25 protein-coding genes are annotated in these 25542 nt (G+C 64.7%); 13 read left to right on the top strand and 12 right to left on the bottom strand.

What is annotated here, in order from left to right:
* The coding region (locus ACNFCH_RS24590; RefSeq protein ID WP_416744263.1) for an invasin domain 3-containing protein at positions 1-1300 on the top strand (1300 nt) is incomplete at its 5' end.
* 60 nt (positions 1301-1360) lie between these two features.
* Here the strand turns inward: ACNFCH_RS24590 and ACNFCH_RS24585 are convergent.
* On the bottom strand, positions 1361-2251 hold the full coding sequence (locus ACNFCH_RS24585) for a LysR family transcriptional regulator (RefSeq protein ID WP_337157403.1): 891 nt from the start codon (positions 2249-2251) through the stop codon (positions 1361-1363).
* A gap of 109 nt (positions 2252-2360) precedes the next feature.
* On the opposite strand from ACNFCH_RS24585, the gene ACNFCH_RS24580 reads away from it, so the two are divergent.
* The 3 genes from ACNFCH_RS24580 (at position 2361) to ACNFCH_RS24570 (ending at position 6041) form a co-directional block, all read left to right on the top strand.
* Positions 2361-3422, top strand: a complete 1062-nt coding sequence (locus ACNFCH_RS24580; RefSeq protein WP_416744261.1) for a YeiH family protein — start codon at positions 2361-2363, stop codon at positions 3420-3422.
* 333 nt (positions 3423-3755) lie between these two features.
* Complete coding sequence (gene ppnN, locus ACNFCH_RS24575; protein WP_323114689.1) at positions 3756-5129, top strand: nucleotide 5'-monophosphate nucleosidase PpnN; 1374 nt, start codon at positions 3756-3758, stop codon at positions 5127-5129.
* Between the two features lie 267 nt (positions 5130-5396).
* A complete protein-coding gene (locus tag ACNFCH_RS24570; RefSeq protein ID WP_337157401.1) occupies positions 5397-6041 on the top strand; it encodes a TIGR04211 family SH3 domain-containing protein in 645 nt (214 codons plus the stop codon).
* A 97-nt stretch (positions 6042-6138) separates the two neighbouring features.
* Here the strand turns inward: ACNFCH_RS24570 and ACNFCH_RS24565 are convergent, their stop codons facing one another.
* Together ACNFCH_RS24565 and ACNFCH_RS24560 are read right to left on the bottom strand one after the other, a co-directional pair.
* Positions 6139-6408: a hypothetical protein gene (locus ACNFCH_RS24565; RefSeq protein ID WP_416744258.1), complete on the bottom strand. Its 270-nt coding sequence runs from the start codon at positions 6406-6408 to the stop codon at positions 6139-6141.
* Between the two features lie 97 nt (positions 6409-6505).
* Positions 6506-7387, bottom strand: coding sequence for a LysR family transcriptional regulator (locus ACNFCH_RS24560; RefSeq protein WP_416744257.1), 882 nt, complete (start codon positions 7385-7387; stop codon positions 6506-6508).
* A gap of 216 nt (positions 7388-7603) precedes the next feature.
* Here ACNFCH_RS24560 and argC point away from each other — a divergent pair, with 216 nt between their 5' ends.
* The 3 genes from argC (at position 7604) to ACNFCH_RS24545 (ending at position 10137) form a co-directional block, all read left to right on the top strand.
* The gene (gene argC / locus ACNFCH_RS24555) at positions 7604-8536 is read left to right on the top strand and encodes an N-acetyl-gamma-glutamyl-phosphate reductase (RefSeq protein ID WP_416744255.1); all 933 of its coding nucleotides are present in this window, start codon (positions 7604-7606) and stop codon (positions 8534-8536) included.
* 57 nt (positions 8537-8593) lie between these two features.
* On the top strand, positions 8594-9280 hold the full coding sequence (locus tag ACNFCH_RS24550; RefSeq protein ID WP_337157397.1) for a GNAT family N-acetyltransferase: 687 nt from the start codon (positions 8594-8596) through the stop codon (positions 9278-9280).
* A 116-nt stretch (positions 9281-9396) separates the two neighbouring features.
* A complete protein-coding gene (locus tag ACNFCH_RS24545) occupies positions 9397-10137 on the top strand; it encodes a FecR domain-containing protein (protein ID WP_337157396.1) in 741 nt (246 codons plus the stop codon).
* Positions 10138-10188: 51 nt separating this feature from the next.
* Here ACNFCH_RS24545 and ACNFCH_RS24540 read toward each other — a convergent pair whose 3' ends face one another.
* Entirely contained in the window at positions 10189-11598 is a 1410-nt protein-coding gene (locus ACNFCH_RS24540) for an amino acid permease (protein ID WP_416744252.1), read from the bottom strand.
* Positions 11599-12035: 437 nt separating this feature from the next.
* On the opposite strand from ACNFCH_RS24540, the gene ACNFCH_RS24535 reads away from it, so the two are divergent.
* The 4 genes from ACNFCH_RS24535 (at position 12036) to ACNFCH_RS24520 (ending at position 15378) form a co-directional block, all read left to right on the top strand.
* Complete coding sequence (locus ACNFCH_RS24535; RefSeq protein ID WP_337157394.1) at positions 12036-13460, top strand: PLP-dependent aminotransferase family protein; 1425 nt, start codon at positions 12036-12038, stop codon at positions 13458-13460.
* A 70-nt stretch (positions 13461-13530) separates the two neighbouring features.
* Positions 13531-14439, top strand: coding sequence for a LysR family transcriptional regulator (locus ACNFCH_RS24530; RefSeq protein WP_416744250.1), 909 nt, complete (start codon positions 13531-13533; stop codon positions 14437-14439).
* A gap of 134 nt (positions 14440-14573) precedes the next feature.
* Positions 14574-15116, top strand: a complete 543-nt coding sequence (locus ACNFCH_RS24525; protein WP_337157392.1) for a WYL domain-containing protein — start codon at positions 14574-14576, stop codon at positions 15114-15116.
* Between the two features lie 109 nt (positions 15117-15225).
* A complete protein-coding gene (locus tag ACNFCH_RS24520; protein WP_043215415.1) occupies positions 15226-15378 on the top strand; it encodes a DUF3309 family protein in 153 nt (50 codons plus the stop codon).
* Between the two features lie 228 nt (positions 15379-15606).
* Here ACNFCH_RS24520 and ACNFCH_RS24515 read toward each other — a convergent pair whose 3' ends face one another.
* The 8 genes from ACNFCH_RS24515 to ACNFCH_RS24480 form a co-directional block, all read right to left on the bottom strand.
* Complete coding sequence (locus ACNFCH_RS24515; protein WP_416744247.1) at positions 15607-16350, bottom strand: hypothetical protein; 744 nt, start codon at positions 16348-16350, stop codon at positions 15607-15609.
* 119 nt (positions 16351-16469) lie between these two features.
* A complete protein-coding gene (locus ACNFCH_RS24510; protein WP_416744245.1) occupies positions 16470-18017 on the bottom strand; it encodes an HAL/PAL/TAL family ammonia-lyase in 1548 nt (515 codons plus the stop codon).
* 92 nt (positions 18018-18109) lie between these two features.
* On the bottom strand, positions 18110-18886 hold the full coding sequence (locus tag ACNFCH_RS24505) for an ABC transporter ATP-binding protein (protein WP_337157389.1): 777 nt from the start codon (positions 18884-18886) through the stop codon (positions 18110-18112).
* Positions 18887-18891: 5 nt separating this feature from the next.
* A complete protein-coding gene (locus tag ACNFCH_RS24500; RefSeq protein WP_416744243.1) occupies positions 18892-19629 on the bottom strand; it encodes an ABC transporter permease in 738 nt (245 codons plus the stop codon).
* A gap of 15 nt (positions 19630-19644) precedes the next feature.
* Positions 19645-20355: an ABC transporter permease gene (locus tag ACNFCH_RS24495; RefSeq protein WP_416744241.1), complete on the bottom strand. Its 711-nt coding sequence runs from the start codon at positions 20353-20355 to the stop codon at positions 19645-19647.
* Between the two features lie 99 nt (positions 20356-20454).
* Entirely contained in the window at positions 20455-21297 is an 843-nt protein-coding gene (locus ACNFCH_RS24490; protein ID WP_337157387.1) for a transporter substrate-binding domain-containing protein, read from the bottom strand.
* An 87-nt stretch (positions 21298-21384) separates the two neighbouring features.
* Positions 21385-22494 carry an FAD-binding oxidoreductase gene (locus ACNFCH_RS24485; protein ID WP_416744238.1) on the bottom strand — a complete coding sequence of 370 codons (1110 nt, stop codon included), beginning with the start codon at positions 22492-22494 and terminating at the stop codon, positions 21385-21387.
* Complete coding sequence (locus ACNFCH_RS24480; RefSeq protein ID WP_416744236.1) at positions 22487-23551, bottom strand: Rieske 2Fe-2S domain-containing protein; 1065 nt, start codon at positions 23549-23551, stop codon at positions 22487-22489. Before ACNFCH_RS24480 ends, ACNFCH_RS24485 begins: the two co-directional genes overlap by 8 nt.
* Positions 23552-23862: 311 nt before the next feature.
* Here ACNFCH_RS24480 and ACNFCH_RS24475 point away from each other — a divergent pair, with 311 nt between their 5' ends.
* Both ACNFCH_RS24475 and ACNFCH_RS24470 read left to right on the top strand, forming a co-directional pair.
* Positions 23863-24789 carry a LysR substrate-binding domain-containing protein gene (locus tag ACNFCH_RS24475; RefSeq protein WP_416744234.1) on the top strand — a complete coding sequence of 309 codons (927 nt, stop codon included), beginning with the start codon at positions 23863-23865 and terminating at the stop codon, positions 24787-24789.
* A gap of 93 nt (positions 24790-24882) precedes the next feature.
* On the top strand, positions 24883-25386 hold the full coding sequence (locus tag ACNFCH_RS24470; protein ID WP_416744232.1) for a VOC family protein: 504 nt from the start codon (positions 24883-24885) through the stop codon (positions 25384-25386).
* The last annotated feature ends 156 nt before the right edge of the window (positions 25387-25542 follow it).

Here is a 25542-nt window from a genome sequence, read left to right as displayed (position 1 = left end):
GCACTACAACGGCGCCCCCTTCGGCACGCTGAAAGCCGAGGTCGAGTTGCTGCCGCTGCCTCCGGTCGCAAGTCACTCGAAGTTTGAAGTAAAGCCAGACACGATCAAGGCAAATGGCAAAGAGGCGGCAACCTTGGACTTCACCGCCAAGGACATCAACGAAAAGCCTATAAGTGGGTTGACCGACGTCTTGACGTTCATCATTGCCAGCGCAGACAACAAACCGTTGCCACCTGGCGATCTCACGTTAAGCCCTATCCGGGAAACCATCGAGGGCAACTACCGCGCCACCCTGACAACCAAGATTCCGGGCGAGCTGACCATCATCCCTCGTGTCGAAAGCGACACGATGAACAGCCTGAAAGCGAACTTGACCGTATCGACGCTGCCGCCTTCAGAGGCGCACTCCGATATCTACAGTTGGCCCACCAAAATACTCGCAGACGATGTGGATCACAGCACTCATACGGTGGTCGTGCGCAACGAATTTAACCAAGTGATGTGGGACATACTCGATCGTGTGTCGTTCCTCGTGACCGACAAAACTGGAAAACCAGCGGCCGATGTCAATTTAAGCGCAGTCACCTCAACGCCCAGTGGCTATCAAGTGACGCTCCGCGGACCCAACGTAGGTGAGTATGAAGTCATTCCGCTAGTCGATGGCAAGCGCATGGAAACGCTGAAGAGGCCCATCGAGCTGCTGACGACTGAAATCACCGCCTTCGTATTCAATCGTCATGAGTTCCCCATCAAAAGTCAGCTTCCAACTACCGCTTATCTGGAAGGCGTTATAGCTCCCGTATTAGCCAACAATGCCGACCCAACGGACTATGTATGGACCTCGACAGCTAATTGGCTAACGCCTGGCCACAATGGCCCTTATCTTAGGTTCACCGCAAGTCCGGGACCTGACGCTTCGGGCACCATCACAGTTACGGGCACACGCAAAGGCAGCGCCGTATCTCATAGTTACACGCTAAAAATAAAGACGTGGTATCACGTCGAGCCTGATTGGATAACGTGGACTGACGCCATGAATGCCTGTCAAAGCCAGGGGCTTAATCCCGTATCTGCTAAAGAAGTGTCGATAGGAGAAGGCATTCGCACCGTAGGCTCACTGACCTCTGAATGGGGTTACATTCAGACGCATAACTCTGTTACACCCATATGGCTGAGTGATTCAGCAGGAACTGGGCGTCATATGGCGCTCGCCCGGCAACATGAATTGCCTACCGGTAGGGTGGATGTACGTGAGGATGCTGATAAGTTTAGAGGGCTGTGTAGCCGGCAGTTGAAGTAGCTTCCTGGCGTATTGAATGCCTCTGCCCGCTAACAGACCTGACCACTGTCAGCGTGGCCTTCAGCCCAAGGCTACATCCCCCAAACACATCCCCATAAACCGCCGCGCCGCCCTCGACGGCGCGGCGGCATGGGGCATCAATATCGAGAAATGCCGCGTCAGCGGCTCGGGCGCAATGCCCAGCCGATATAGGGCATTGTCTTCATGGCGAATCGACATCGCCGACACGAAGCCAATGCCCATCCCCGCCCGCACCGCTTCCTTCACCCCCTCCACCCCGGCGATCTCCAGCGCCACGCGCATCGCCACGCCCTCCCGGACGAAGGCGCGCTCCACCAACTGCCGTACCCCCGAGCCGCTTTCGCGCAGCACCAGCGGATACGCCCCCAGCGCTTGCAGCGTCTGCACCTGGGCGCCATCGGCCAGCGGATGGCCACTCGGCACGATGGCGACGATCTCGTCCTCGCGCCAGGCGGTGACGCTGGTGCCAAGCGGCAGTTCCTGGCCTGGCGGGCCTTCGATCAAGGCGATGTCCAGCTCGCCCAGAGAGGCTACGATCTCCGCCGTGTTGCCATGACTGGTGCTGATCACGATGTCTGGATAGCGGGTGTGGAAGTCCGCGATCAGGTACGGCAACAGATAGCTCGCCGGCGTGGTGCTGGCGCCGATGCGCAAGGTGCCGCGCTCCAGGCCGCGCATGGCATCGCGCAGGGCCTGGGCCTGATGGAAGGTCTCGCGCAGGCGCTGGGCATGGCCCAGCAGTTGCTCGCCCGCGGCGGTCAGGCGCACGCCCCGCCCGGCCCGTTGATAGAGAGGCTCGCCAAATTCTTCCTGCAACAGCTTGAGCTGGCCCGACACGGCTGGCTGCGACAAGTGCAGCGCGGCGGCGGCGTGGCTGATGTTGCCGTGCTCGGCGACGGTGGCGAAGGTTATCAGTTGCTCAGGGGTCATGAATTCAAAATATCAGCTAAGCGGATATTTGCCATCCTAAATCACGATTTTTTATAAGCTTATAACTGAATTAACGTAGACCTCATCAACTCACCTCGGAGGTCTTACCATGGCCACGGCCCATCCTGCCCCCGCCCTTGCGCCTACCCACGCGACCCGTGGGCGGCTCAACGGCATTCTGTTCGTCGCCCTGTTCGCCCTCGCCGTCACCCAGGTGGCGGCCCTGCCGGCCATCGCGGGGTTGGGGATCAGCCCGCTGATCGTCGGCATCGTCGCCGGTGCCCTCTATGGCAATGCCCTGCGCTATGGGCTACCGGACAGCTGGGCGGCGGGGGTCAACTTCTCGGCGCGCAACCTGCTGCGCCTGGCCGTGGCGTTCTTTGGCCTGCGGGTGAGCTTGCAGGAGATCGCCCAGGTGGGCTGGTCGGGCCTGACGGTGTCGCTGCTGGTGGTGGTCAGCACCCTGCTGGTGGGCCTGCTGGTGGGCATGAAGGTGATGAAGCTTGACCGCGACACCGCCCTGTTGACCGCGGCCGGCAGCGCCATCTGTGGCGCGGCCGCTGTGCTGGCGTTCGAGTCGGCGCTGCGCTCGCAGCCGCACAAAGCCGCCATGGCGGTGGGCAGCGTGGTGCTGTTCGGTACATTGTCGATGTTCCTCTACCCGCTGGCGGTCAGCGCGGGCTGGGTGCAACTGGACACCCTCGGCGTGGGCCTGTTCTTCGGCGGTACCCTGCATGAAGTGGCGCAGGTGGTGGGCGCGGCCAGCAACGTCAGCCCCGAGGCCACCCACATTGCCACCATCGTGAAGATGACCCGCGTCCTGCTGCTGGTGCCGGTGCTGCTGGTGGTGGGTCTGTGGATCAGCCGCTCGCGCCAGCAAGGCCAGGCCCAGGGCGGCGGACGCATCGCCGTGCCATGGTTCGCCTTCGGCTTCCTGCTGCTGGTGCTGGTCAATTCGCTGCACATCCTGCCGACACCGGTGGTGAGCACCCTCAACAGCCTCGACACCTTCGCCCTGACCATGGCCATGACCGCACTGGGGATGGAAACCCGCTTCAGCCAGATCCGCCAGGCCGGCCCACGAGCCCTGATCACCGGCGCGATCCTCAACCTGTGGCTGATCGGTGGCGGCCTGGCGATCACCCTGGGGGTACAACGTCTTTTCGGATGAACGGCAACGGCGAACCCGCTCCCACGACGTCCGCGTCGATCCGCAAGGCACCGCTGAACCTCGCTTTGCGGAACAGCGCTGCTCTGAAGGACACCGCCGAACCTGTGGGAGCGGCGGTTCGGCGCTCCGATTTACCCGCGAATAGACTGGATCAGACAAAATGAGAGCGCTGCCGCCACCTGATCTCGGCGTCCACCGCCACAGCCGTCCCTCTCGCTGTCATCGCAGTACCGCGCTGTACCCAGGCTTTTTCCGTGCCCCCCTCGTTGCCGTGCGTTTTTGTCGGTATGGTGGTGTCCAAGTAGGAAGTTTCATTGCACAGGAAAGACTTAGATGCCCCAACGCCATGTCATCAACGCATCCGTCAGCCCCAAAGGCAGCCTGGAGACGCTGTCGCAACGTGAAGTCCAGCAACTGAGTGAAGTCGGTACCGGCAGCCTATACACCCTGTTCCGCCAGTGCGCCCTGGCCATCCTCAATACCGGCGCCCATGTCGACAATGCCAAGACCATCCTCGAGGCCTACCAGGACTTCGAGGTTCGCATCCATCAGCAAGACCGCGGCGTACGCCTGGAGCTGCTCAACGCACCGGCCGATGCCTTCGTCGATGGCGAGATGATCGCCAGCACCCGCGAGATGCTGTTCAGCGCCCTGCGCGATATCGTCTACACCGAAAGCGAGCTGGCCAGCCAGCGCATCGACCTGGAAAGCTCCCAGGGCATCACCGATTACGTCTTCCACCTGCTGCGCAACGCCCGCACCCTGCGTCCGGGCGTGGAGCCGAAGATGGTGGTGTGCTGGGGCGGGCACTCGATCAGCAGCGAGGAGTACCAATACACCAAGAAGGTCGGCCACGAGCTGGGACTGCGCAAGCTGGACGTCTGCACCGGCTGCGGCCCTGGCGTGATGAAAGGCCCGATGAAAGGCGCGACCATCGCCCACGCCAAGCAACGTATGCACGGCAGCCGCTACCTGGGCCTGACCGAACCCGGGATCATCGCCGCCGAGGCGCCCAACCCGATCGTCAATGAGCTGGTGATCCTGCCGGATATCGAAAAACGCCTGGAAGCGTTCGTGCGGGTCGGCCACGGCATCATCATCTTCCCAGGGGGCGCGGGCACCGCCGAGGAGTTCCTGTACCTGCTGGGCATCCTCATGCACCCGGACAACGCCGGCCTGCCCTTCCCCGTCGTGCTCACCGGCCCGCGCAGCGCCGAGGCCTACCTGCAGCAGTTGCATGCGTTCGTGGGCGCGACCTTGGGCGAGACGGCGCAGCAGCACTACCAGATCATCATCGACGACCCGGCCGAAGTGGCCCGGCACATGGTCGAGGGACTCAAGGCGGTCAAGCAGTTCCGGCGCGAGCGCAACGATGCCTTCCACTTCAACTGGCTGCTGAAGATCGAGGAAGGGTTCCAGCGCCCATTCGACCCCACCCATGAAAACATGGCCAACCTCGAGCTGCGCCGGGACCTGCCACCCCACGAGCTGGCCGCCAACCTGCGCCGGGCCTTCTCCGGGGTGGTGGCGGGCAACGTCAAGGACAAAGGCATCCGCCTGATCGAAGAGCACGGCCCGTATCAGATCCGCGGCGACAGCGCTGTGCTCGATCCGCTGGGGCGCTTGTTGCAGGCCTTCGTTGACCAGCACCGGATGAAGTTGCCCGGCGGCGCGGCGTATGTGCCGTGCTATCAGGTAGTGACCTAACCTGTCACGACCGCTCAGCGGCTGAACTCGCGCCCCACAGGTCCGCACGGCCTTGTGGGGGCGGGTTTACCCGCGCAGCGGACACCACAAGGCCTGCGCCTGCTGCCACAGCATCCCAGATCTACTCGCAACATCCTGCAGACATTTCCTACAACAAGCAGTGAACCTGCTGCGATAAAAACGGTCTTTCGCTGACGGTCAACTCACCGACCGGTTCATCGGCCCAGTCACCGGGCCTTCTTTTGTCCAGTTCCTGCGAAGACCACCATGCCTGATTCCCGCCGCCAAGCCCCCTCCGCCCTCGCCCCCCTGTTCGCCGCCGCCCTGCTCGCCCTCGCCGTCCCCGCGCACGCCGAAGACCCGGCCAGCGATGCACGCTGGGTCAGCGACAGCCTGAGCACCTACGTGCGCAGCGGCCCCACCAATGGCCATCGCATCGTCGGTTCGGTCAAGGCCGGGCAGAAGGTCACGCTAGTCGCCACTCAGGGTGAGTACAGCCAGGTGCGCGGGCAGAACGGCGACCTGGTGTGGATCCTCAACAGCGACCTGCAGTCGGTTCCTGGCCAGGCCGAACGCCTGCCGGCCCTCGATGCCCAGGTGGCGCAGTTGTCCGAGCAGCTCAAGACCATCGACGACAGCTGGAAGAACCGCGTGCAAGGCATGCAGGAAACCCTCGACTCCCGTAAGGCGCTGGTCGCCGAGCTGGAAGCGCGCAACAAATCGCTCAACGAGCAGCTCGACGAGGCGCAGTCGTCGCTGCGCGACACCCAGGCGCGCCTGGGCGATGAGAACAAACAGGTGATGATGCGCTACATGGTCTACGGCGGCAGTATCGCCGGTGCCGGCCTGCTGGCCGGGCTGATCCTGCCGGCGCTGACCCGCGGTCGCAAGCGCAACGACCGCTGGTTCTGACGGCGGCGCTCAGGCGCCCGACAGACGCTGCGAAGATTTCCGGTCGCCTACCCAGGCCCATCACCTGCAGGCGACCAGGCCTGGGCGCACTGGCGCGCTACTTGCCGCGGGCCTTGTTGTAGATGGTCTTGGCGCGGTCGGCCGAGGCCTGGCATTCGGCCATGTTGCCAGCGGACTGGGCCTGCTTGGCCTGATCGAGCAGGTTCTGATAGTCCTTGGCCATGCCACCGTGCAAGGCCTGGCCATCGGTCCGGTGGATGTCCTCGAGTTCCTTGATCTTGGCGGCGCAGTTGGTTTCCGGGTTGGTTTCGGCGTGGACGGTGAAGCTCAATATAGAAGCGATCAGCAGCAGTGTCAGGGATTTCATGGTGTGTTCTCCGTGAGAAAAGCCGGACGTCTGGCAGGCACGTCGGCGGGCCCGACGCAGCCAAAAGCATAGTCTCCCTCGAAAAATCAGCCAGACCTCACTGACGCAGCCGCTCCAGCGCCTGCAGCACATACCCGGTGGCCCGATCCACCTGCCCGTCCCGACAGGCGATTCCCAGCTGCCGCCACAAGCCAGGTCGCAAGGGCCTGCAGGCGATGCGCCGGTCGTGCTCGGCAGCCTCGCCCTCCTGGGGCAGCAAGGTCGCACCGTAGCCTGCCGCCACCAGGCTCTTGATCGCGTCGTTGTAGTTCAGCTCGATACGCGCCTCTGGATACAGCCCCGCCGCCGCGAACCACTCAGCCGTCACCCGCGACAACTGGGTGCTGCTGTCGTTGAGAATCAACGCACGCTGGGCCAGCCAGCTAGGCGTGACCTTGGCCGGTGGCTGCCAGTCGGCCGGCACGTAGGCCATGATCGGGTCACGCCGCCATGGCGTGACCTTCACGGCTTTGCCCGCCACCTGGGGCAGCGCCACCAGGCCGATGTCCAGCGTGCCCTCGCGCAGGCGCGCCAGGGAAGCCTGAGAGGTCAGGACCTGGACGTGCACGTCGATGCCCGGATGCGCCTCGCGCAGGTGCTCCAAGGCTTTGGGCAGCAGGTGGGCAATGGCCCCGGTGGAGGCCCCCAGGCGCACACGTCCGGTCAGCCCCTCCACCTGCCGGCGCACCTCATCCAGGGCCAGATCGGCATCGGCCAGCAGGCGCCGGGCACGGCTCAGCAGCGTCTCTCCCACGGTGGTGGGCCGCACCTGGCCCCGGGTGCGAGTGAGCAGCGGCGCCCCCACGCGCGCCTCCAGCTCGGCCACGTGCAGGCTGATGGTCGGCGGCGCCAAATTGAGCTGGCGGGCAGCCTCGGCGAAAGAGCCGAGGTCGGCGATGATGACCAAGGTACGCAGGCGGTCGAGGCTGATTTCGCGCATTGAGGTCCTCTGGGGCTGGCCTTTTCGCGGGTAGACCCGCTCCCCCAGGTACGGCGTGGATCCGGGTTCAGCGGCAGGCCTATGGGCGCGGATCACCCGCGAAAAAGGCGACACAACCATTCATTTTTTCTGAATTTCAGCATCATGATATTCAAATTTTCTTTCGTCCAGAGGCAGGCGAGCATAGGCCATCCCTCCTGCTAACGGACCCCGACCATGCACACCCCTCTCGTCTTCATCGACGGCGATCAAGGCACCACCGGCCTGCAGATCCACGCCCGCCTGCAAGGCCGCCAGGACCTGCGCTTGCTGACCCTCCCCGAAGCCGAGCGCAAAGACCCGCAGCGCCGCGCCGAGGCCATCAACGAGGCCGACATCGCCCTGCTGTGCCTGCCTGACGACGCCGCCCGCGAGGCCGTGGCGGCGATCCACAACCCGGCGGTACGGGTGATCGATGCCAGCTCCGCCCACCGCACCGCACCCGGCTGGGTCTACGGGCTGCCAGAGCTCGACGCCGAACAGGCCGAACGCATTGCCCAGGCCAAGCGCGTGAGCAACCCGGGCTGCTACCCGACCGGCGCCATCGCCCTGTTGCGGCCGCTGATCCGGGCGGGGCTGCTGCCGGCGGACTATCCGTTGAGCATCCAGGCCATCTCGGGGTACTCAGGAGGTGGCCGCGCTGCGGTGGAGCAGCATGAGCACGCCCGTGGCGCCAAGGTGCCTGCCCTGCAGCTCTATGGCCTGGAATTGGCCCACAAACATGTACCGGAAATCCAGCAGCATGCCGGGCTCGGCGCGCGGCCGGTGTTCATGCCGGGCTATGGCGACTACCGCCAGGGCATCGTACTGAGCATCCCCGTGCAACTGCGCCTGCTGCCAGGCGACGTCACCGCCGAGCACCTGCAGGCCTGCCTCGAGCAGCACTACCAGGGCGCACGCCATGTGCAGGTCATGCCGTTACATCAGCAAGGGCCAGCCCCTCGACTGGACCCCGAAGCGCTGAACGACACCAACGACCTGCGCCTGGCGCTGTACGCCAACCCGGCCCACGGCCAGGTCGTGCTCACGGCGGTGTTCGACAACCTTGGCAAGGGCGCCTCGGGCGCGGCCGTGCAGAACCTCGACCTGATGCTCGCCGCCCTGGGTTAGACTGTGCCTCCCGCGCCGCTCGGCGCGGGATGGTTCGACCCTGCTGGAGCTTGTCCGATGTTCATTCTCAGCCGCCTCGACGGCATGCCCCCCGAATCCTTCCAGAACCAGATCCGCCAGCTGGTGATCGACCACGTCGGTGAGCTGAGCAGCGTGGCCATCACCCCGGACAACCCGTTGTATCCGCTGTATCAGTACGGTGTAGGCCTGGAGGTGCATCAGTATCTGCAGGCCATGGATGGCACCCGTGGCCTGGCCGTGGAACTGACCCTGGCGCTGGATGCCGAAGCCCCGGACCAACTGCTTGGCTTCGCCCTCGCCCTGCCCGCCCAGGATGACGACCAGGCCTGCGTGCTGGCGTTTCTGGCCGTGCACCCCGACCACCGCCGCCAAGGCATCGCCCGGGCGCTGCTGGCCGATACGCAATCACGCTATGCCTGCGTCGAGCTCAATGCGTTTGCCGGGCAGGTGCCGTGGTTCGAGGGAATGGGCTTGCAGGTCGTGAGCGCGGCCGGGCCGCAGGTGCTGATGAGCAGCACCGGTCACGCCAGCGGCGCGCTGGTCGGTCGCCTGGACATCGCCCCGATCTACCGCACCACCGAAGTGCGGCAAATCCACGCCTACCTGCTCAAGCAGCACGGCGACGAAGCCATGATGGCCGCGGAAAGACAGCGCGACGAACGCCTCGATGCCCTCGCGCTACAGGCCCAGGCCTGCGTGAAGCAGCGCAAGACCGTGCATTGAATGCAACACAGCTAGCTTCGTAGGAACTGGCGGAGCCTGCGATGGGCCGCACAGCGGCCCCGACACGCCAGTGTCTATCCTTAGAGGGACTACACGGCAAACACCCCTGAACGCCCATGAGACTGTTCCGCCATCTCACCCTGCCCCTGGCCATCCTCGCCCTGATGGTAGCGTCCGCCCTGCTCGCCTCCCCCTGGATGGGCCAGGGCTTCGAGCTGGCCGACCTCTCCACCGACAGCCATCACCGCCTGACCCGCAAGCTCGAAGACGGCAGCCTGCTGACCCTCGACGCCAGCTCCTCGGTGGATGTGGAGTTCGATGCCACGCAGCGGCATCTGCAATTGCTCAATGGCCAGGTATTGATCGAGATCGCCGCAGGCGATGCGCGACCGTTTCGGATCAGCACGGCCCACGGCACCCTGCGTCCGCTGGCAGGCCAGTTGATCGTCGAGCGTCTGGGCGATGTCAGCGAGGTCAGTGTGCTGCGAGGCCAGGCCGATCTCGAAGACGCCACGCGCCACCTGTCATTGAGCGAGGGCCAGCACCTGCGCTTCGAGGCCAACGGCCCCGGCACCCTGGGTTCCGTGGACAGCGGCACGTTGCAGGCAGCCTGGCACCTGCAGCGCCTGCCGGCCGAGGGCCAGCCCCTGAGCGAGACCCTGCAGCGCCTGGCGCGCCATCGCCAGGGATTGCTGTGGTTCGACGCCGAGGCCTTGCAAGGCCTGCGAGTGTGGCGCGACCTGCCTCTGGATGACAGCGACCAAGCCCTGGCCGACCTGCGTGCCGAGCTGCCCATCAGGGTGGACACCTACACCCGCTGGCTGACCGTGGTGAGCCGATCCGACGCGCAGAAATGAAAACGGCCGGGTCCCCGAGGGGAGCCGGCCGCGTTGCAGGGCAAAGGCGCGTTAGTGGCGCTTGCCAGTGCGGATCTGGTGCACCACGCCCATGGCCACCACGATGGCCGCGGCGATGCCGGTGGAGATCACCAGGATCTGGTAGTCAGGCATGAACGCCATGGTCACCAAGGCCGCCACGATGAAGGCGATCACCAGGTAGGTCAGCCAGGGGAACAGCCACATCTTCAGGCGGATTTCCTTGCCTTCGGCCTGCAGCTTGCGGCGCATGCGCAGTTGCGAGAAGGCGATCACCAGGTACACCAGCAAAGCAATCATGCCGGTGGTGTTCATCAGGGTTTCCAGCACGTCCTTCGGACGCAGGGTCTCGCTGAAGTTGATCAGCGCGCAGAGGATCGCCACCACGCACGAACCCATGATCGCGTACACCGGCACGCCGGTACCGGCACGGGTGATCTTGAACATCGACGGCGCATCGCCACGCTGGCCCAGGGAGAACAGCATGCGCGAGGCGGTGTAGTGGCCCGAGATCAGGCAACTGCTCACCGAGGTCAGCACCACGAAGTTCATCAACAGCTCCGCGTACGGCACGCCCAGCAGCTCCAGGGTACGACGGTAGGCGCCATAGCCGGACTCACCCAGGTGCGGATCGTTCCACGGCACCAGGCAGACGATCAGGAAGATCGAACCCACGTAGAACAGGCACACACGCCAGACCACCGAGTTGGTCGCCTTGACGATCTGGGTGGACGGATCCTTCGCTTCGGAGGCGGCGATGGTCACGATCTCGGCGCCCAGGAAGGCGAACATCACCCCCAGCAATGCACCGATCACCGTGGTGATGCCGTTGGGCATGAAGCCTTCGGCGGTCAGATGGCTGACGCCGCGCACTTCACCGAACTGCCAGATGTTGAACACCGCTGCGGTGCACACGGTCAGGAAGCAGACGATCGCCACCACCTTGATCAGGGCGAACCAGAACTCGAACTCGCCGTAGTGCTTGACGTTGAAGAAGTTGACCGTGATCAGCAGCAAGGTCGTGGCCAGCACGAACACGTTGACGCTGACGCCAGGGAACCAGCCATGCAGGATCTTGCCCGCCACGTAGGCTTCCCAGGCCATGAGGATGACCCAGTACCACCAGTACAGCCAGCCGATGGTGAAACCGGCCCAACGGCCGATGGCGCGGTCGGCGTAGGTAGAGAACGAGCCAGTGTCCGGCGAGGAAGTCGCCATCTCGCCGAGCATGCGCATGATCAGCACCACCAGGATGCCGCCAGCCAGGTAGGCCAGGACCGCAGCCGGGCCGGCGCTGTGGATCACGCTGCCGGAACCGACGAACAAGGCGCCGCCAATGACCCCGGCAATCGACATCATCGTCAGGTGGCGCGACTTGAGCGAGGCACTGAGCTTGCTCTCGTGCTCTCCCTTCGCGGTGGTGGATGTGGATGTTGCGTCCATCAGTTGTGTACCCCGTGCTTCTTTTTATCCAAGGAAAAACTGTGAAACCCCGATGGCTATCGGTCTCACCTAACATCAGTACTTATGCGGGCAGGAAGGTGTGCCAAGGCACACGCAGGCCTTCCATGGCGGCCTGCTTACGCGTCCGAAGGCTGGCCCCCGGACGAACTGAAACCTGTGCGGGCCGAGCGGCGAAGGCCCGGTGCGACGAAATGAAGGTGCGAGGCGAACCTCGACGGCAAAGCAGCGAATTTGTGATTGTGCATGACGCTGACATGTACGCTGGTGGCGATAACTGACACGTAATGTAAAAATGTCTGCCACACAGAGCCATGCACAGTGGCACGAAATACGCACTGCACTGTACAGGCCGCCAATGCAATACACCCGCGACACCCTGCAGGCGCTTGGCGATACGCACCCCTGAAGGCACCCGAATGCTGCAACTACACCCCGACTCCTCCACACCGCTGGTCAACCAGATCATCGATGGGTTGCGCGAGCTGATCGACAAGCAGACCCTCAAACCCGGCGCCAAGGTCCCCTCGATCCGCGCCTTCGCCGCCACCTACTCGGTGAGCACCTTCACCGTGGTCGAAGCCTATGACCGCCTGGTGGCCCAAGGCCTGCTGGTCAGCCGCGGCAATGCGGGGTTCTTCGTCAACCGTGCCGCGGGCGAATTGCTCGAAAGCCAGCAGCAGGAGGCCGATACCACCCGACCGACGTTCAACTCCGAGTGGTACCTGCAGCAGATCTTCGAGACCCGCCAGTTGCCCTACAAGCCCGGCTGCGGCTGGCTGCCCAACGACTGGATGTACGAAGACGGCCTGCGCCGTGGCCTGCGCCAGGTGGCCGGCAGCCCCCTTGAGCTTTCCGGCTATGGCGACCCCATGGGCCTGCCCGAGCTGCGGCTGCTGACTGCGCAGAACTTGCAACAAGAACTGTCGATCGTCGCCAATCCTGCGCAGTTGATGCTCACCCACGGCGCCAGCCAGGCCCTGGACCTGGCCGCGCGCACCCTGGTACGTCCGGGCGATGTGGTGCTGGTGGACGACCCCGGCTACCCCAACCTGATGAGCATCCTGCGCACCCAGGGCGCGACCCTGGTCGGCGTGCCGCGCACCCCGGCAGGCTACGACCTGGACCAACTGGAGCGCCTGCTCGCCCACCACCGCCCTACAGCCTTCTTCACCCAGCCGCACCTGCACAGCCCCACCTGTTCGCGCACGCCCCTGCCCCAGTTGCATCGCCTGCTGCAACTGGCCACCCGCCATGGTTTCCGCCTGGTGGAGAACAACCTGTACGCCGACATGATCGCCGAGCCGCAGCCATGCCTGGCCAGCCTCGATCACCTGCAACAGGTGGTGTACGTGGGTAGCTATTCCAAGAGCATCTCGCCTAACGTGCGGGTCGGCTACCTACTGGCCAACCCCGAACTCATGCAACAGCTGCTGCACCTGAAGATGCGCTCGGGACTCACCACCTCCCAGGTGATGGAGCGCGTGGTGTATGCCGCGATCATCGACGGGCGCTGGCGCAAGCACCTCAAGCGCCTGCGCCAGCGCCTGGCCGAAGCCCACCAGGAAGTGGGCCGGCACCTGCACCGGCTGGGCTTCGAGCTGTTCACCGAGTCCGACGAAGGCATGTACATCTGGACCCGCCACCCCGCCATCCCCGACAGCGCCGCGCTGCTGGACGATGCCCTGGAGCAAGGCATCATGCTCGGGCCTGGCCAGCTGTTCATGGTCGATGCCAAGGCCACCGGGTGGATGCGCTTCAACGTGGCGTTCAGCACGGAGCCGGCCATGTGGGAATTGCTGGAAAAGGTGCTGGTCAAGCACGTGCGCCGGGGCGGCATGTAAACCCCGACGGCGCCGACCGCACGCTCAACGCTAAACTCAAGCCACCACCGGTTTATCATCGAACGCCACCATGCCCGATCGCCCGTTCAACGACCGCCTCGACTGGAACCTGCTGCGCACCTTCCGGGTGATCGGCCAGGAGCTCTCCATCAGCCGGGCCGCCGCCCGCCTGCACCTGACCCAACCGGCGGTGAGCCAGGCGCTCAAGCGCCTGGAGGAGCAACTCGGTCGCCCGCTGATCGCCCGCCGCGGGCCGCGTTTCGTGCTCACCGAGGTGGGCGAGCGGCTGTTCGCGCTTTCGGGCGAGGTGTATGGGCAGGTCGCGCAAATCAGCGGTCTGCTGGAACAGCCGAGCGAAGAGGTCGTCGGCAAGGTGCGCCTGTTGATGATCAGCCGCTTGTGCTGCCAGCGGTTCGATGACTTCCTGGCACGCTTTCACCAACAGTACCCACGGGTGGAAATGGAGATCGAGGTGATGCGCAGCACCGACATCGTCGCCGCCCTGCAGGAAAAAACCGCCACTGCCGGCCTGAGCCTGAGCCGCCATCGCCATGCCCGTCTCGAGCAACGCCTGCTCCAGCGCCAGCGCTATGCGTTCTTCTGCGGCAAGCACCACCGCTTGTTCGGGCAGGCGCAGGGCAACCTCAAGCAGGAGAACTTCGTCAGTTTCAGCAGCGACCAGATCGGCGGCATGCTCTCGCCGTTGACCATCTTCCGTGACCAGCAAGGCTTCACCGGCCGCATCGTTGCCTCCTCGCCCAGCTTCGAGGAAGTACGCCGGTTGGTGATCGCAGGCTTCGGCATCGGCTGCCTGCCCGAGCATGGGGTGCAAGAGGAGGTGGCCGCCGGGCTGTTGTGGAAGCTACCGCCGCTGGAGGGCATCGCCGATGTGGATGTGCACCTGCTGTGGAACCGCGACCAACGCATGAGCCGGGCCGAGGAAGCCTTCATCGAGGGCCTGCGCGAAAGCCTGGCGTAAACCCAAGGGCCGCAAAGCGGCCCCCGCCGCCAGCGCCGCAAGTTGGATCCGATCCGCCAGCTTGTGTATGCTCCCCGCCATAGCCAATCGCCACTATTGAAGCGATCAGCCCCTGCCCGACCAAGGATCCCGCGTTGCCCAGCCATACCACCCGCCACACCATCGCTCGCCAATGGCAGTTGCTCAACCTGCTGCCCCATCGTCATCCCGGCATGAGCGCCACCCAGCTGCAAGCGGCATTGGCCAGGATCGGCCACAAGACCACCAAGCGTACGGTCGAACGCGACCTCAACGAACTGGCGACACTGTTCCCCTTGCATTGCAACGCCAAAGGCATGCCCTACGGCTGGCACTGGCAGCCGGGCCTGAACCTGGACGACGTACGCCCCCTGCACCCGAACGACCTGGCCAGCGCGCAGCCGGTGCAGTTGCACGCCTGGGTCGACGACGCCCTGGCCCGACGCCTGCGACAACAGCCGCTGGCCGAGGACATGCGCCTGGACAGCCTGCCTGAGGGCGGTGCTCAGCTCACCGCCACGGTGCTGGACAATACTGCCTTGATGGGCTGGCTGCTGTCCCACGCCGGAGCCATCCGGCTGCTGGCGCCCGAGGCGCTGCGCAGCGCCATGCTCGAACATCTTCGCCAAAGCCTGGCACTGCATGACGGGCACAGTTGAACGAGCACTAGCGGATCGAATGGAATCTTTGCGCGCGCACGACAGTCGGAATTAGCAAGAGGCCAGCCGTACCGAGCCCCTTTCCCTCCACTGACGCAAGGACTCAACCATGGTCACGATCCTCATCATCATCCTGATCCTGCTGTTGATTGGTGGTTTGCCTGTATTCCCCCACTCCCGCGCCTGGGGTTACGGCCCTTCCGGCATCATCGGCGTGGTGCTGGTCGTGTTGCTGGTGTTGTTGTTGATTGGCTACATATGAGTGAGCGCCTGTGACGGCCCATTCGCGGGTAAACCCGCTCCCACAGGAAGCACTGCAAGCCGCGTGGGCGTGAGTCTCGCACTGACCTTGTGGGAGCGGGTTTACCCGCGAACCAGGCACCGCCAATCAGTCGGCCGGCCTCCCACAGGAAGCACTGCAAGCCGCGTGGGCGTGAGTCTTGCACTGACCTTGTGGGAGCGGGTTTACCCGCGAAGCAGGCACCGCCAATCAGTCGGTCTGCTTCATCAGCGCCAGCTTGCGCCGCTGTCTCAGGGTCATAACCCCCAGCGCCAGCACCGCTACCGCCAGCACCGCCAACAGCACTATGACTTCCCGGCTGTACCGCCCCACCCAGGCCGGGAACCCCACCAGCTCCCGGTATACCTGCACATCCGCCGCCCCACCGGCATGACGAATGCTGATCCCGCCCTGGCGGATCAGCGAGTAGTCGGAATCGAAGTACACCCATACCTTGCACGCGCCCTCCCGCTCGATGGTATCGATGTCGAGGGTGCTGGTCGGCGCCTGGAGGATGTTGTCATTGCCGGCATCGTCGCGGATCTGCACCAGCCCCTTGGCTGGCAGGCGGATGTGCACATTCTTGAGTGGCGCCTGGCCCTTGTTGCGCAGCTCGATGAGCAGGCCGGTGCGATGGTCCACCAACCCCGCCTCGAAGGGCTTGGCGAACAGTTGCAGGTAAGGCGCCTGGGCCAGCTCGACCAGCTTGTCGACCTGCTGATGGTCCAACACCCCCTTGCCGATGGCGCTTACCTGCGCGTGCAGACGCTCGTACTTGAGCAGGTCGTTGGCGGTGCTGATGCGTTCGCTGAACTGGCTCGGGTAGGTCAGGTAGGCGTAGGTCAGGCGCGCCTCCAGGCCGCTGTCGTCCTTGAGCGCCATGTACAGCGCTGCAACCGAGGTCGCGACGACCAGCACGCCCACGAGGGCTTTCCCGACTTTTTCCCAGCTCACCTTGGCGGTTCCTTTTTTTGCTGTCTTGGCGATACGCAATGGCCGGCAAAGGGTGCCAAGGTTCGGGGACTGGGGCAAGGGTGAGAAACGTGGGCCGCAACGCGGCCCCCGTGAATCAATCAACGCCCGTCGAGCACCTCCTGGACCGTGGCCATCACCTCACCCGAGCGCACCTGCTCGGTCACCGCGACGATGTCCGGATAGAACGCCCGGTCCTCGTCGGCCACCGGCACTCGGCTGCGCACCAACGCATACAGGCCACGCGTGGCACTGGACGCCTTGGCCGGGTCATGGAAGTCCAAGGCCTGACAGCCGACCAGCAGCTCGATGGCCAACACCGACTCCAGCTTGCGCGACACCTGGTAGGCCTTGATCGCCGCATTGAAGGCAAAGCTCACCGGGTCTTCCTGGTTGCCGCAGGTCGACACGCTGTCGATGGTGGCCGGGTGCGACAGCACCTTCATCTCGCCGAGCAGCCCCGCCGCGGTGTACTGGATGATCATGTAGCCGTTGTTCAGCCCCGGGTTGCGCACCAAGAAGGCCGGCATCTCACTGAAGTGCGAGTTGACCATGCGGTCGGTGCGCCGCTCGGAGATTTTCGCCAGGTTGGTCATGGCATTGCACAAGGTGTCGGCGGCCATGCCCACGAAGGAGCCATCGAAGTTCGCCCCGGAGATGGCCACACCGTTGCCCTCCTCGGTCGGGTAGATCACCGGGTTGTCACCGGACGAGGCGATCTCATTGTCGATGCAGGCCTGGGCATAGGCGATGAAGCGCTTGGAGGCGCCGTGCACCTGGGGGATGGCGCGCAGGCTGTAGGTATCCTGCAGCCGGTAGTCGATGTTTTCCTCGATCAAACGGCTGTCAGCGAGCAGGCGCTTGATGCTGCTGGCTGTCTGGGCCTGCTCGGCATAGGCCTTGACCGAGTGGTAGCGCGGGTCGAAGGCGCGGATGGTGCCCTTGAGCACTTCGAGTGACAGCGCCGCAGCCACGTCGGCCACCTCGGCAGCCTGGTTGGCGTTGTATTGGGCCAGGGTGGCGATGGCGGTGACCGAGGTGGTGCCGTTGAGCATCGCCAGGCCTTCCTTGCACTGCAGCTCCAGCGGCTGCATGCCCACCTGGCGCAGCGCCTGGGCGCCATCGATCCACTCGCCCCCCGCCACCTTGGCCTTGCCCTCGCCGATCAACACCAGGGCCAGGTGCCCTTCAGGCCCCAAGTAACCCACCGAGCCCTCACCGGGCGCAAAGGGCATGACATCGTTATTGAGCAGCCCCGCGATCTGCTCCAGCAGCGCCATGCGCACGCCAGAGAAGCCCTTGCCCAGGCTGACCAGGATCATCAGCTGGATCGCCCGCACCTGCTCGCGATTGAGCGGCTCGCCCACCGACACCGCGTGGGAGCGCACGATGTTCACCTGCAGGGTCTGGGCATCTTCCGGCGAAATGACATGGCGCACGTTGTCGCCAAAGCCGGTGGTCACGCCATAGACCAAGCGGTTCTCCGCCAGAAAGCGCTCAACCAACCCACGCGAACGATCGACACGGGCGCGATAGGCGTCGGAAAACTGCACCTTCGCGCCATAGCGCGCCACCGCGATGAACTGCTCGTGGGTGGGCTTGGCGTCGTCCAAAACCACAGTGGAAATAGCTTGGGGATGAATACGCATTGCTCTGCTCTCTCTACTCGTTGGCCTTTTTCAGGGCGCAGGAAGCCCGTCCTGTGCAGGAACAGGCGAAAAATCGTTGATGTGTGTAGGAATCAGGCCTGACTGAGAATGAACCGGCTGAAACGCTCCGAGCGCTGGTCCTTGAACATCTCCTCAGGCGAACCCTGGGCCTCGATCAGCCCCTGGTGCATGAACACCACCCGGTTGGACACGTTGCGGGCAAAGCCCATCTCGTGGGTCACCACCAGCATGGTCCGGCCCTCCTCGGCGAGCGAGCGCATCACCTTGAGCACTTCGCCGACCAGCTCCGGATCCAGCGCCGAGGTGGGCTCATCGAACAGGATCACCCGTGGCCGCATCGCCAGGGTGCGGGCGATGGCCACCCGCTGCTGCTGGCCGCCGGAAAGAAACGCCGGGTAATGGTGGCGCTTGTCCGCCATGCCGACCTTTTCCAGCAGCGCCTCGGCCTGCTCGATGCATTCGCCCCGTGGGCGCTTCTGCACATGCAGCGGCCCTTCGATGACGTTTTCCAGCACGGTCATGTGCGACCACAGCCCAAAGCTCTGGAACACCATGCCCAGCTCCGGACGCAGGCGGTCCACCTGGCGCCGGTCGGCAGGCACCGGCAGGCGATGGCGACCGCGTTTGAAGGCGATCTGCTCGCCGGCCACGTGGATCTCCCCCGCATCGGGCGTCTCCAGCAGGTTGATGCAGCGCAGGAAGGTGCTCTTGCCCGAACCGCTGGAGCCGAGGATCGATACCACATCCCCTTGATGGGCCTGGAGCGAGATGCCCTTGAGCACCTCCAGGTTGCCGAAGGATTTGCGCAGGTGCTTGATCTCGAGCACCGGATCGTTGCCAGTTGTCATGCCACTTACCCTCTTCGCACGCTCAAGGCGTACTTTCTTGTTGTCGGTCGCGCGGCGGCCGGTTGCGTAGGCGACAGCCAGCGCTCGACCCGCGCCAGTGTGCGGACGATCAGGAAGTTCAACACCAGGTAGATCAGCGCAGCGCAAAGGAACACCTCCAGCGTGCGGTAGGTCTCGGAGATGATCCGCTGGGCCACCCCGGAGATCTCGTAGACCGTCACCAGGCTGGCCAGGGAGGTGGCCTTCATCATCAGGATGACCTCTGTCGAGTAGGCCGGCAGGCAGCTACGCAGGGCGATCGGGATGATGATCCGCCGCGCCAGCAGCCAACCGGACATCCCCGCTGCCCGCCCAGCCTCGATTTGCTGCGCCGGCACCGCCAGAAGCCCGCCGCGGAAGATCTCGGCCATGTAGCCGGCCGTGCACAGGGCCAGGGCGATCACCGCGCACGCCAGTGGGTCGCGCAGCACCGGCCACAGCGGGCTCTGGCGCACCTCGGGAAACTGGCTCAAGCCGTAGTACAACAGGAACAGCTGGATCAGCAGCGGCGAGCCGCGGAACAAGAAGATGTAGCCCCGCGCCAGGTGGCGCAGCGCCGCCACGTCACACACCCGCAGCCACACCACACCACCGGCCAGCACGGATCCCAAGCCCACCGAGGCGGCGAACAACACCAAGGTGGTGGGCAAGGCGCGCAACAGTTGCAGCAGGGTGTCGCCTAGAAACACAAAGTCGATCGACATGTTCGAGCCCCTTTTTCAACCGCGCCGCAAGGTTCTGCCGACCCGCAGCTCGGCACGCGAAAACACCAGGTTGGAACACCCCGTCAGCAGCAGGTAGAGCGCACACCCAGTGAGGAAAAACAACACGAATTGCCCGGTGGACGCCGCCGCCACGCGGCTGGCGCGCATCAGCTCGACGAGCCCTGTCACCGAGATCAGCGCCGAGTCCTTCAGGCTGATCTGCCAGACGCCACCCAGCCCCGGCAGGGCAAAGCGCAACACCTGCGGTGCGATGATCCGCCGAAAGCGCAGCAGCATCGGCATACCGATCGCCTTGGCGGCCTCCAGCTCACTGCGCGAGACCGCCTGGAACGCCCCGCGGTAGACCTCGGCCTGGTAGGCCCCGGACACCACCCCCACCGCCAGCGCCCCGACCATGAAGGCCGGCATGCCGACAAAGCCCTTGGCACCGAACAGCTGGCCGACCTGGCTCACCAGCGCCGAGCCGCCATAGAAGAACAGGTAGATCACCAGCAGCTCCGGTACCCCGCGAAACACCGTGGTGTAGGTCTCGCCAAGCCAGCGCAGCAGCGCATTGCCCTGCAGTTTCGCCGCCGCCACCAGCGCACCGAGCAGTGCGCCGACCAGCAAGGCCGCCAGGGTCACCAACAACGTCATGAGCGCGGCCAGCAGCAGGACACTGCCCCAGCCGGTCGCGCCGAACCCGATCAAATCGATCACGTGCATACCCCACTCATCAGCGTGTCTGGGTACGGCAAGCCGAGGGCCGCCGCACGTCTGATCTGGTCGGCAGGCCCCTGGTCGAGGCCTGCCGACACCCCTGGCTCAATGCGTGGGCGGCGTGAAGTCGTGCTTGAACCACTTGCGGCTGAGCTCGGCAATGGTGCCGTCGGCGATCAACGATGCGATCGCCGCGTCCAGCTTGGCCTTGAGTTCCGGCTCGCCCTGGCGAATGCCGAAGGCCTCGCCTTCACCCCAGATCGGCCCGTTGATCGCAGGGCCCACCAGCACCACATCGCTGCCGCCGCGCTGCATCTCCCCGGCAAGAAACCCCAGGTCTTCGAAGACCACGTCCACCCGGCCGTTTTTCAGGTCCATCAACGGCTCTGGTGGGGTCTTGTACTCGCGAATGGTCGCCACCTGGCCGAACTGGTCATGGATGAACTTGCTGTACACCGTGCCCGAGACGATGCCGATCAGCTTGCCCTCGAGCTTCTTGCGCAGCGCATCGACCAGCGGGCCGTCCTGGGCCGCATCGCCACGCAGGCTGAGGCTACCGCCGCCCAGGTCGATGCCACTGCTGCGCAGGGCGACGAAGGTGGCCGGCGCCTTGGTGTAGGGGCGGGAGAAGTCGATCACCTGGCGCCGTTGCGGGCTGATCGCCAGGGCATCCATCACCACATCGAACTTGCCGGCCTTCAGGCCCGGAATCAGCCCGTCCCAGTCCTGGGCGACGATCGTGCAGCGCACCTGCATGCGCTCGCACAGCACCTTGGCCATCTGCGGTTCGAAGCCGTCGAAACTGCCATCCGGCAGCGTGCGGTTCCAGGGTTCGTAGACACCTTCCGTGGCGATCTGAAGGTTCTCCCACTCCTTGGCGGGAGCATTGAAACTGGCCAGGGTCATCAACAGCGAGCAAGCGGCGAATCCGAGTTTCTTGTTGTTCATTGTTATTCTCCGATGCGGACCTTAAAGGTCGTCAGGGGCACGCGGGCAAGGCGGATCACGGTGCTACGGGTGTTGCGAACAGCACGACTACTTGCCGCCCAACGCCAGGACCACCGGCGATGTCGGGCGGGCACAACACAACAGGACATGCCCAGGCGCGGGCTCGGCCAACGGCGCTTCGGCGTACTCGACCGTGCCGCTGAGCAGCGGGGTCATGCAGGCATTGCACAACCCAGCTCGGCAACTGAACGGCGGCGTCAGGCCCGCCTGCTCGGCGCAATCGAGCAGCGATGGGCAGGCGGCGTCCCAGGGCACCGCCTGGCCCGACGGCTCGAAGCGCACGCTCAGCGCGCCCTCGGCCGCTGGCATCACGGGGGCCACCGGTGGCGCGGCGGGCTCGTCCTCATCGAGGATCGTCGCCGGGCCAAAGAACTCGTAGCGAATGCGCGAACGCTCGATGCCCAGGCCGCGCAACAGCCGCCAGTTGGCCTGCATGAATGGCCGGGGGCCGCACAGGTAGGCGTCGTAGTCATCCAACGGCATCAGCCCTTGCAGGGTCTGGCGGGTCACCAGGCCACTGCTGTGGTGATGGCCGCTTTGCAGGTCCTGCGCCGTGGGCGCCCGGTAGCAGAAGTGCACCTGCACCCCGGGGCGTCTGGCCGCCAGCGCCAGCACTTCCTCGCGCAAGGCATGCACGCCGCCGTTCTCGCAGGCGTGGACGAAATACACCGCCCGCGTCGAATGCGTCACCAACCGGTGCAGCATGCTCACCATGGGCGTCAGGCCCACGCCGCCACTGAACAGCAGCACGGGGCGGCCGCTGTCTTCGTCCAGCACGAAATTGCCTGAAGGCCCGGCGATGTCCAGTTGCCCACCCACCTGCAGCGCCTCATGCAGAAAGCTCGACCCGACCCCCGCCGGCACCTCAGGCAGGTGCGCCGGGGCCTGCTCGTGCTTGACCGAGATGCGCAGGTGCCGCGCATCGTCCGGGTCGCTGGACAGGCTGTAGGCACGCAGCACTTGCGGGCCCTGGGCCTGGGGGATGCGCACGACGATGAACTGCCCCGGACGAAACGCGATGGGCGCATCGTTCAGCGCGGGCTTGAGCAGCAGCGAGGTGATGGTCGCGCTCTCGCGTACCTTGGCCGTCACCTCGAAGCGCGCAAAGCCCTGTGCGGTGGGAAGGGCGTCAGGCATGGGAATCCACCTCGACAGCGTCCAGCAGCCCAAGGGCCGCCTGCTGCTCCTCACGGATCAAGCGCTCCATGCCACGGCGAAAACGCAGGGGGCCAGCGTCGATGGCCAGGTCGATGTTCGGGCTCTGGCGCTGCTTCATCCCGGCATGCACGGCGGACAACACCACCCGGTCTTCCTCGAAGGCGTGGCGCACGTCGGCAGCGAACTGGCGAGAGACCTCCACGTCATCGGCATCGAAGTTGCGCAACTGGAACCAGTAGTAGCGGGTGCGGTTCTCGTCGACCGGGGTCATGAAGTTGTAGGAGTCCATCAGGAAGGCTTTTTCGTGCACCGGCGCGCCGTCCCCGCCGCTGCCGGCCGGGGTGTGCACGCCCTTGATGATGGCGTGGGCCGGATAGCGCACTTCGTAGTACTGCAGGCGGTCGCAGCGACCTTCGAACTTGAGGTACTGGCGGTAGAACGGCGCGGCGTCGATGTCATGCAACCAGCGCGAGACCACCACGCCATCGTCGTTCACCTGGGTCTGCAAAGGCTCGGACTCGCAGGCCGCGATGCCGAAGCTGCTCTGGTGGACCCAGGCCACGTGGGATGGGTCGAGCAGGTTGTCGGTCATGTACAGGTAGTTGCAATCGATGGTCATCGAATCGCCCCGGTTCAGGCCCCAGGCCGGGTCATCCCACTCAGGGATCTCCAACAGCTTGGCGTGATCGGCCAGCGCCGGGTCGCCCATCCATAGCCAAACCAGGCCGTAGCGCTCGTGCACCGGGTAGCTGCGCACCTTGGCCGCCTGCGGGATCCGCGACACACACGCGGCCTTCACGCAGGTGCCGGCGCCGTCGAAGGTCAGCCCGTGATAGCCGCACTCGACCGTGTCGCCCTGCAGGCGCCCCATCGACAGCGGTAGCTTGCGGTGTGGGCAGGCGTCCTCCAGCGCCACCACCGCGCCGTCGGCCTTGCGGTAGAGCACCACAGGCTCGCCCAACAGCGTGGTGGCGTGCAGCGCTTGCTTGACTTCGGTGTCCCAGGCGGCGGCGTACCAGGCATTTCTCAAGAACATGGCGTGAGGCTCCTGTTGTTGTTGTCTTGGGCTGCATCAGGTTCTTGGAACACAGCCTAGGCCTGGGGGATACAAAAGAATAGATAGTGTTTTCTGTTGATTTATTTAGTTTTTCTAAACTACAAATAGAGTGCCTTTCCAATGTTCGAGGGGTATGGCACCGGCGTTGCCGGTGATCGCGGGGCAAGCCCGCTCCTACAGGTACAGCGGCGCATGTTGGCGTATCGCAAGACCTGTAGGAGCGGGCTTGTCCCGCGATCAAGGGCGAAGCCCTTGCCATAGCCGCGCCAAACCCAACCAGCGAGAACCCCATGAGCCAACTCCCTCCCTTGCGAGCCCTGGAAGTCTTCGAAGCCGTCGGCCTGTGCGGTGGCATCACCCAGGCCGCCAGGCGCCTGGGCATTTCGCCCGGCGCCGTCAGCCAGCAGATGAAGATTCTCGAAGAGGCCGTGGGTCTGAGCCTGACGGTCAAGGAAGGCCAGCGCCTGCGCCTGAACGCCGCCGGCCAGCGCTTTCACGAAGGCTGCGGTCAGGCCTTCGAACGCTTGCGCGCAGCCTATGCGGAGCTGGAACGCTCCAAGAACACCAACCACCTCTACGTCAGCGCCCTGCCCTCGCTGCTCTCCAAATGGCTGGCACCGCTGGTGGCCGAATGGCAGGCGGGCTATCCCGAGCTGAGCCTCTATCTGGACGGCACCCACACCGAACCCTCCGAGGCCCAGGCCAATGGCGTGGACTTTCGCCTGAGCTACGGCGAGGGCATCCACGACGACCAGCACACCATCGAGCTGTTCCGCGACTGCGTCGTCCCGGCGTGCAGCCCACGTCTGCTGGCCGAACCCGTGGTGCCAGGGCAACTGCTCGAACACCCGCTGATCACCATCGACTGGCGGCCGAAGTTCGACTCGCCACCCTCCTGGGAGCAATGGTTCCTGGAGACGGGGGTCGGCGTGGTGCAGATCACCAACTACCGGATCTACTCGCTGTCTTCTATGGCCATCCAGGCCGCCATCGACGGCCAGGGCATCGTCCTGGCGCAGTACTCGATGATCAGCCGCGACATCGCCAGCGGCCAACTGGTGCTGCCCTGCCTGCGGGCGCTGCCGATGCCGGCCTCGTACTACCTGACCTGGAACCCCGGCAGCATCCACCGCAGCCACTGCCGGGCGTTCCAACGCTGGCTGATCGAACGGGGACGCGATCAGCAAGAGGTCAGCCAGCGCTTGCTGGGCGACTGAGGCTCACCTCTTTCTCAATGACACATACTTTATTTTTTGTGCCATTATGGCGGCACAAAATAATAAATCCGTGTCATAGAGAGGACGCGCGCCATGCACCACCCTGCTCCGCAAGCCTTCGATCAGCTTGGATTCGTGGTCCAGGACCTGGACCAGAGCATCCACCACTGGCTGCAATTGGGCGTCGGCCCCTGGACGGTGTTTCGCGATGTCCAGCTACAAGGCAGCTACCAAGGCCAGGCGGTGCAAGTTCGCATGAACGTGGGCCTGGCCTATCAAGGCGGCCTGCAGATCGAGCTGATCCACACCATCAGCGACGGCCCCTCCCCTTACCGCGGCGCCCAAGGCCTGCACCACATGGCCTGGCTGGTGGACGAGCTGGACAGCGCCGTCGCCCGCCTGCGTGAGCGCGGCTTGCGACCGGTGTTCGAAGCCGGCAACGCCACCACCCGCGTCTGCTACCTGGAAAACCCCAACGAGCCCGGCGTGCTGTTCGAAGTCATCGAAGGCGCAGGCCTGCGCCAGATGATCGACCACGGCATCGCTCAAGCCCGCGACTGGGATGGCGAGCAACCGGTGCGGGTGTTCGCCGCCTGATATTCCCCTGCCCCGGTGCACGGCACCTGGGCCCTTTGATAACGACTGTAGAGACCGGACACATGGTGGACACGTGTGCGGAGACATGGTTGACACTTCCCGGCAGCCCCCTTTGCCAGGATTTTCGCCATGCCTTGGAACGTGAGAAACGCCATG

This window comes from Pseudomonas sp. NY15354, from assembly GCF_048068075.1.
Classification (GTDB): Bacteria; Pseudomonadota; Gammaproteobacteria; order Pseudomonadales; family Pseudomonadaceae; genus Aquipseudomonas; species Aquipseudomonas guariconensis_C.
The sequence above is the reverse complement of the archived record's forward strand: the minus strand, read 5'-3'. Positions and strand labels throughout refer to the sequence as shown.

Bases quoted from the DNA above. Each gene is read 5' to 3' on its own strand.
- ACNFCH_RS24490 (WP_337157387.1), bottom strand. From the start codon at position 21,297: ATGAACAACAAGAAACTCGGATTCGCCGCTTGCTCGCTGTTGATGACC.
- ACNFCH_RS24510 (WP_416744245.1), bottom strand. From the start codon at position 18,017: ATGCGTATTCATCCCCAAGCTATTTCCACTGTGGTTTTGGACGACGCC.
- ACNFCH_RS24545 (WP_337157396.1), top strand. From the start codon at position 9,397: ATGAGACTGTTCCGCCATCTCACCCTGCCCCTGGCCATCCTCGCCCTG.
- ACNFCH_RS24500 (WP_416744243.1), bottom strand. From the start codon at position 19,629: ATGTCGATCGACTTTGTGTTTCTAGGCGACACCCTGCTGCAACTGTTG.
- ACNFCH_RS24480 (WP_416744236.1), bottom strand. From the start codon at position 23,551: ATGTTCTTGAGAAATGCCTGGTACGCCGCCGCCTGGGACACCGAAGTC.
- ACNFCH_RS24505 (WP_337157389.1), bottom strand. From the start codon at position 18,886: ATGACAACTGGCAACGATCCGGTGCTCGAGATCAAGCACCTGCGCAAA.
- ACNFCH_RS24535 (WP_337157394.1), top strand. From the start codon at position 12,036: ATGCTGCAACTACACCCCGACTCCTCCACACCGCTGGTCAACCAGATC.
- ACNFCH_RS24495 (WP_416744241.1), bottom strand. From the start codon at position 20,355: ATGCACGTGATCGATTTGATCGGGTTCGGCGCGACCGGCTGGGGCAGT.
- ACNFCH_RS24485 (WP_416744238.1), bottom strand. From the start codon at position 22,494: ATGCCTGACGCCCTTCCCACCGCACAGGGCTTTGCGCGCTTCGAGGTG.
- ACNFCH_RS24560 (WP_416744257.1), bottom strand. From the start codon at position 7,387: ATGCGCGAAATCAGCCTCGACCGCCTGCGTACCTTGGTCATCATCGCC.
- ACNFCH_RS24580 (WP_416744261.1), top strand. From the start codon at position 2,361: ATGGCCACGGCCCATCCTGCCCCCGCCCTTGCGCCTACCCACGCGACC.
- ACNFCH_RS24565 (WP_416744258.1), bottom strand. From the start codon at position 6,408: ATGAAATCCCTGACACTGCTGCTGATCGCTTCTATATTGAGCTTCACC.
- ACNFCH_RS24520 (WP_043215415.1), top strand. From the start codon at position 15,226: ATGGTCACGATCCTCATCATCATCCTGATCCTGCTGTTGATTGGTGGT.
- ACNFCH_RS24570 (WP_337157401.1), top strand. From the start codon at position 5,397: ATGCCTGATTCCCGCCGCCAAGCCCCCTCCGCCCTCGCCCCCCTGTTC.
- argC (WP_416744255.1), top strand. From the start codon at position 7,604: ATGCACACCCCTCTCGTCTTCATCGACGGCGATCAAGGCACCACCGGC.
- ACNFCH_RS24540 (WP_416744252.1), bottom strand. From the start codon at position 11,598: ATGGACGCAACATCCACATCCACCACCGCGAAGGGAGAGCACGAGAGC.
- ACNFCH_RS24530 (WP_416744250.1), top strand. From the start codon at position 13,531: ATGCCCGATCGCCCGTTCAACGACCGCCTCGACTGGAACCTGCTGCGC.
- ACNFCH_RS24470 (WP_416744232.1), top strand. From the start codon at position 24,883: ATGCACCACCCTGCTCCGCAAGCCTTCGATCAGCTTGGATTCGTGGTC.
- ACNFCH_RS24550 (WP_337157397.1), top strand. From the start codon at position 8,594: ATGTTCATTCTCAGCCGCCTCGACGGCATGCCCCCCGAATCCTTCCAG.
- ppnN (WP_323114689.1), top strand. From the start codon at position 3,756: ATGCCCCAACGCCATGTCATCAACGCATCCGTCAGCCCCAAAGGCAGC.
- ACNFCH_RS24585 (WP_337157403.1), bottom strand. From the start codon at position 2,251: ATGACCCCTGAGCAACTGATAACCTTCGCCACCGTCGCCGAGCACGGC.
- ACNFCH_RS24475 (WP_416744234.1), top strand. From the start codon at position 23,863: ATGAGCCAACTCCCTCCCTTGCGAGCCCTGGAAGTCTTCGAAGCCGTC.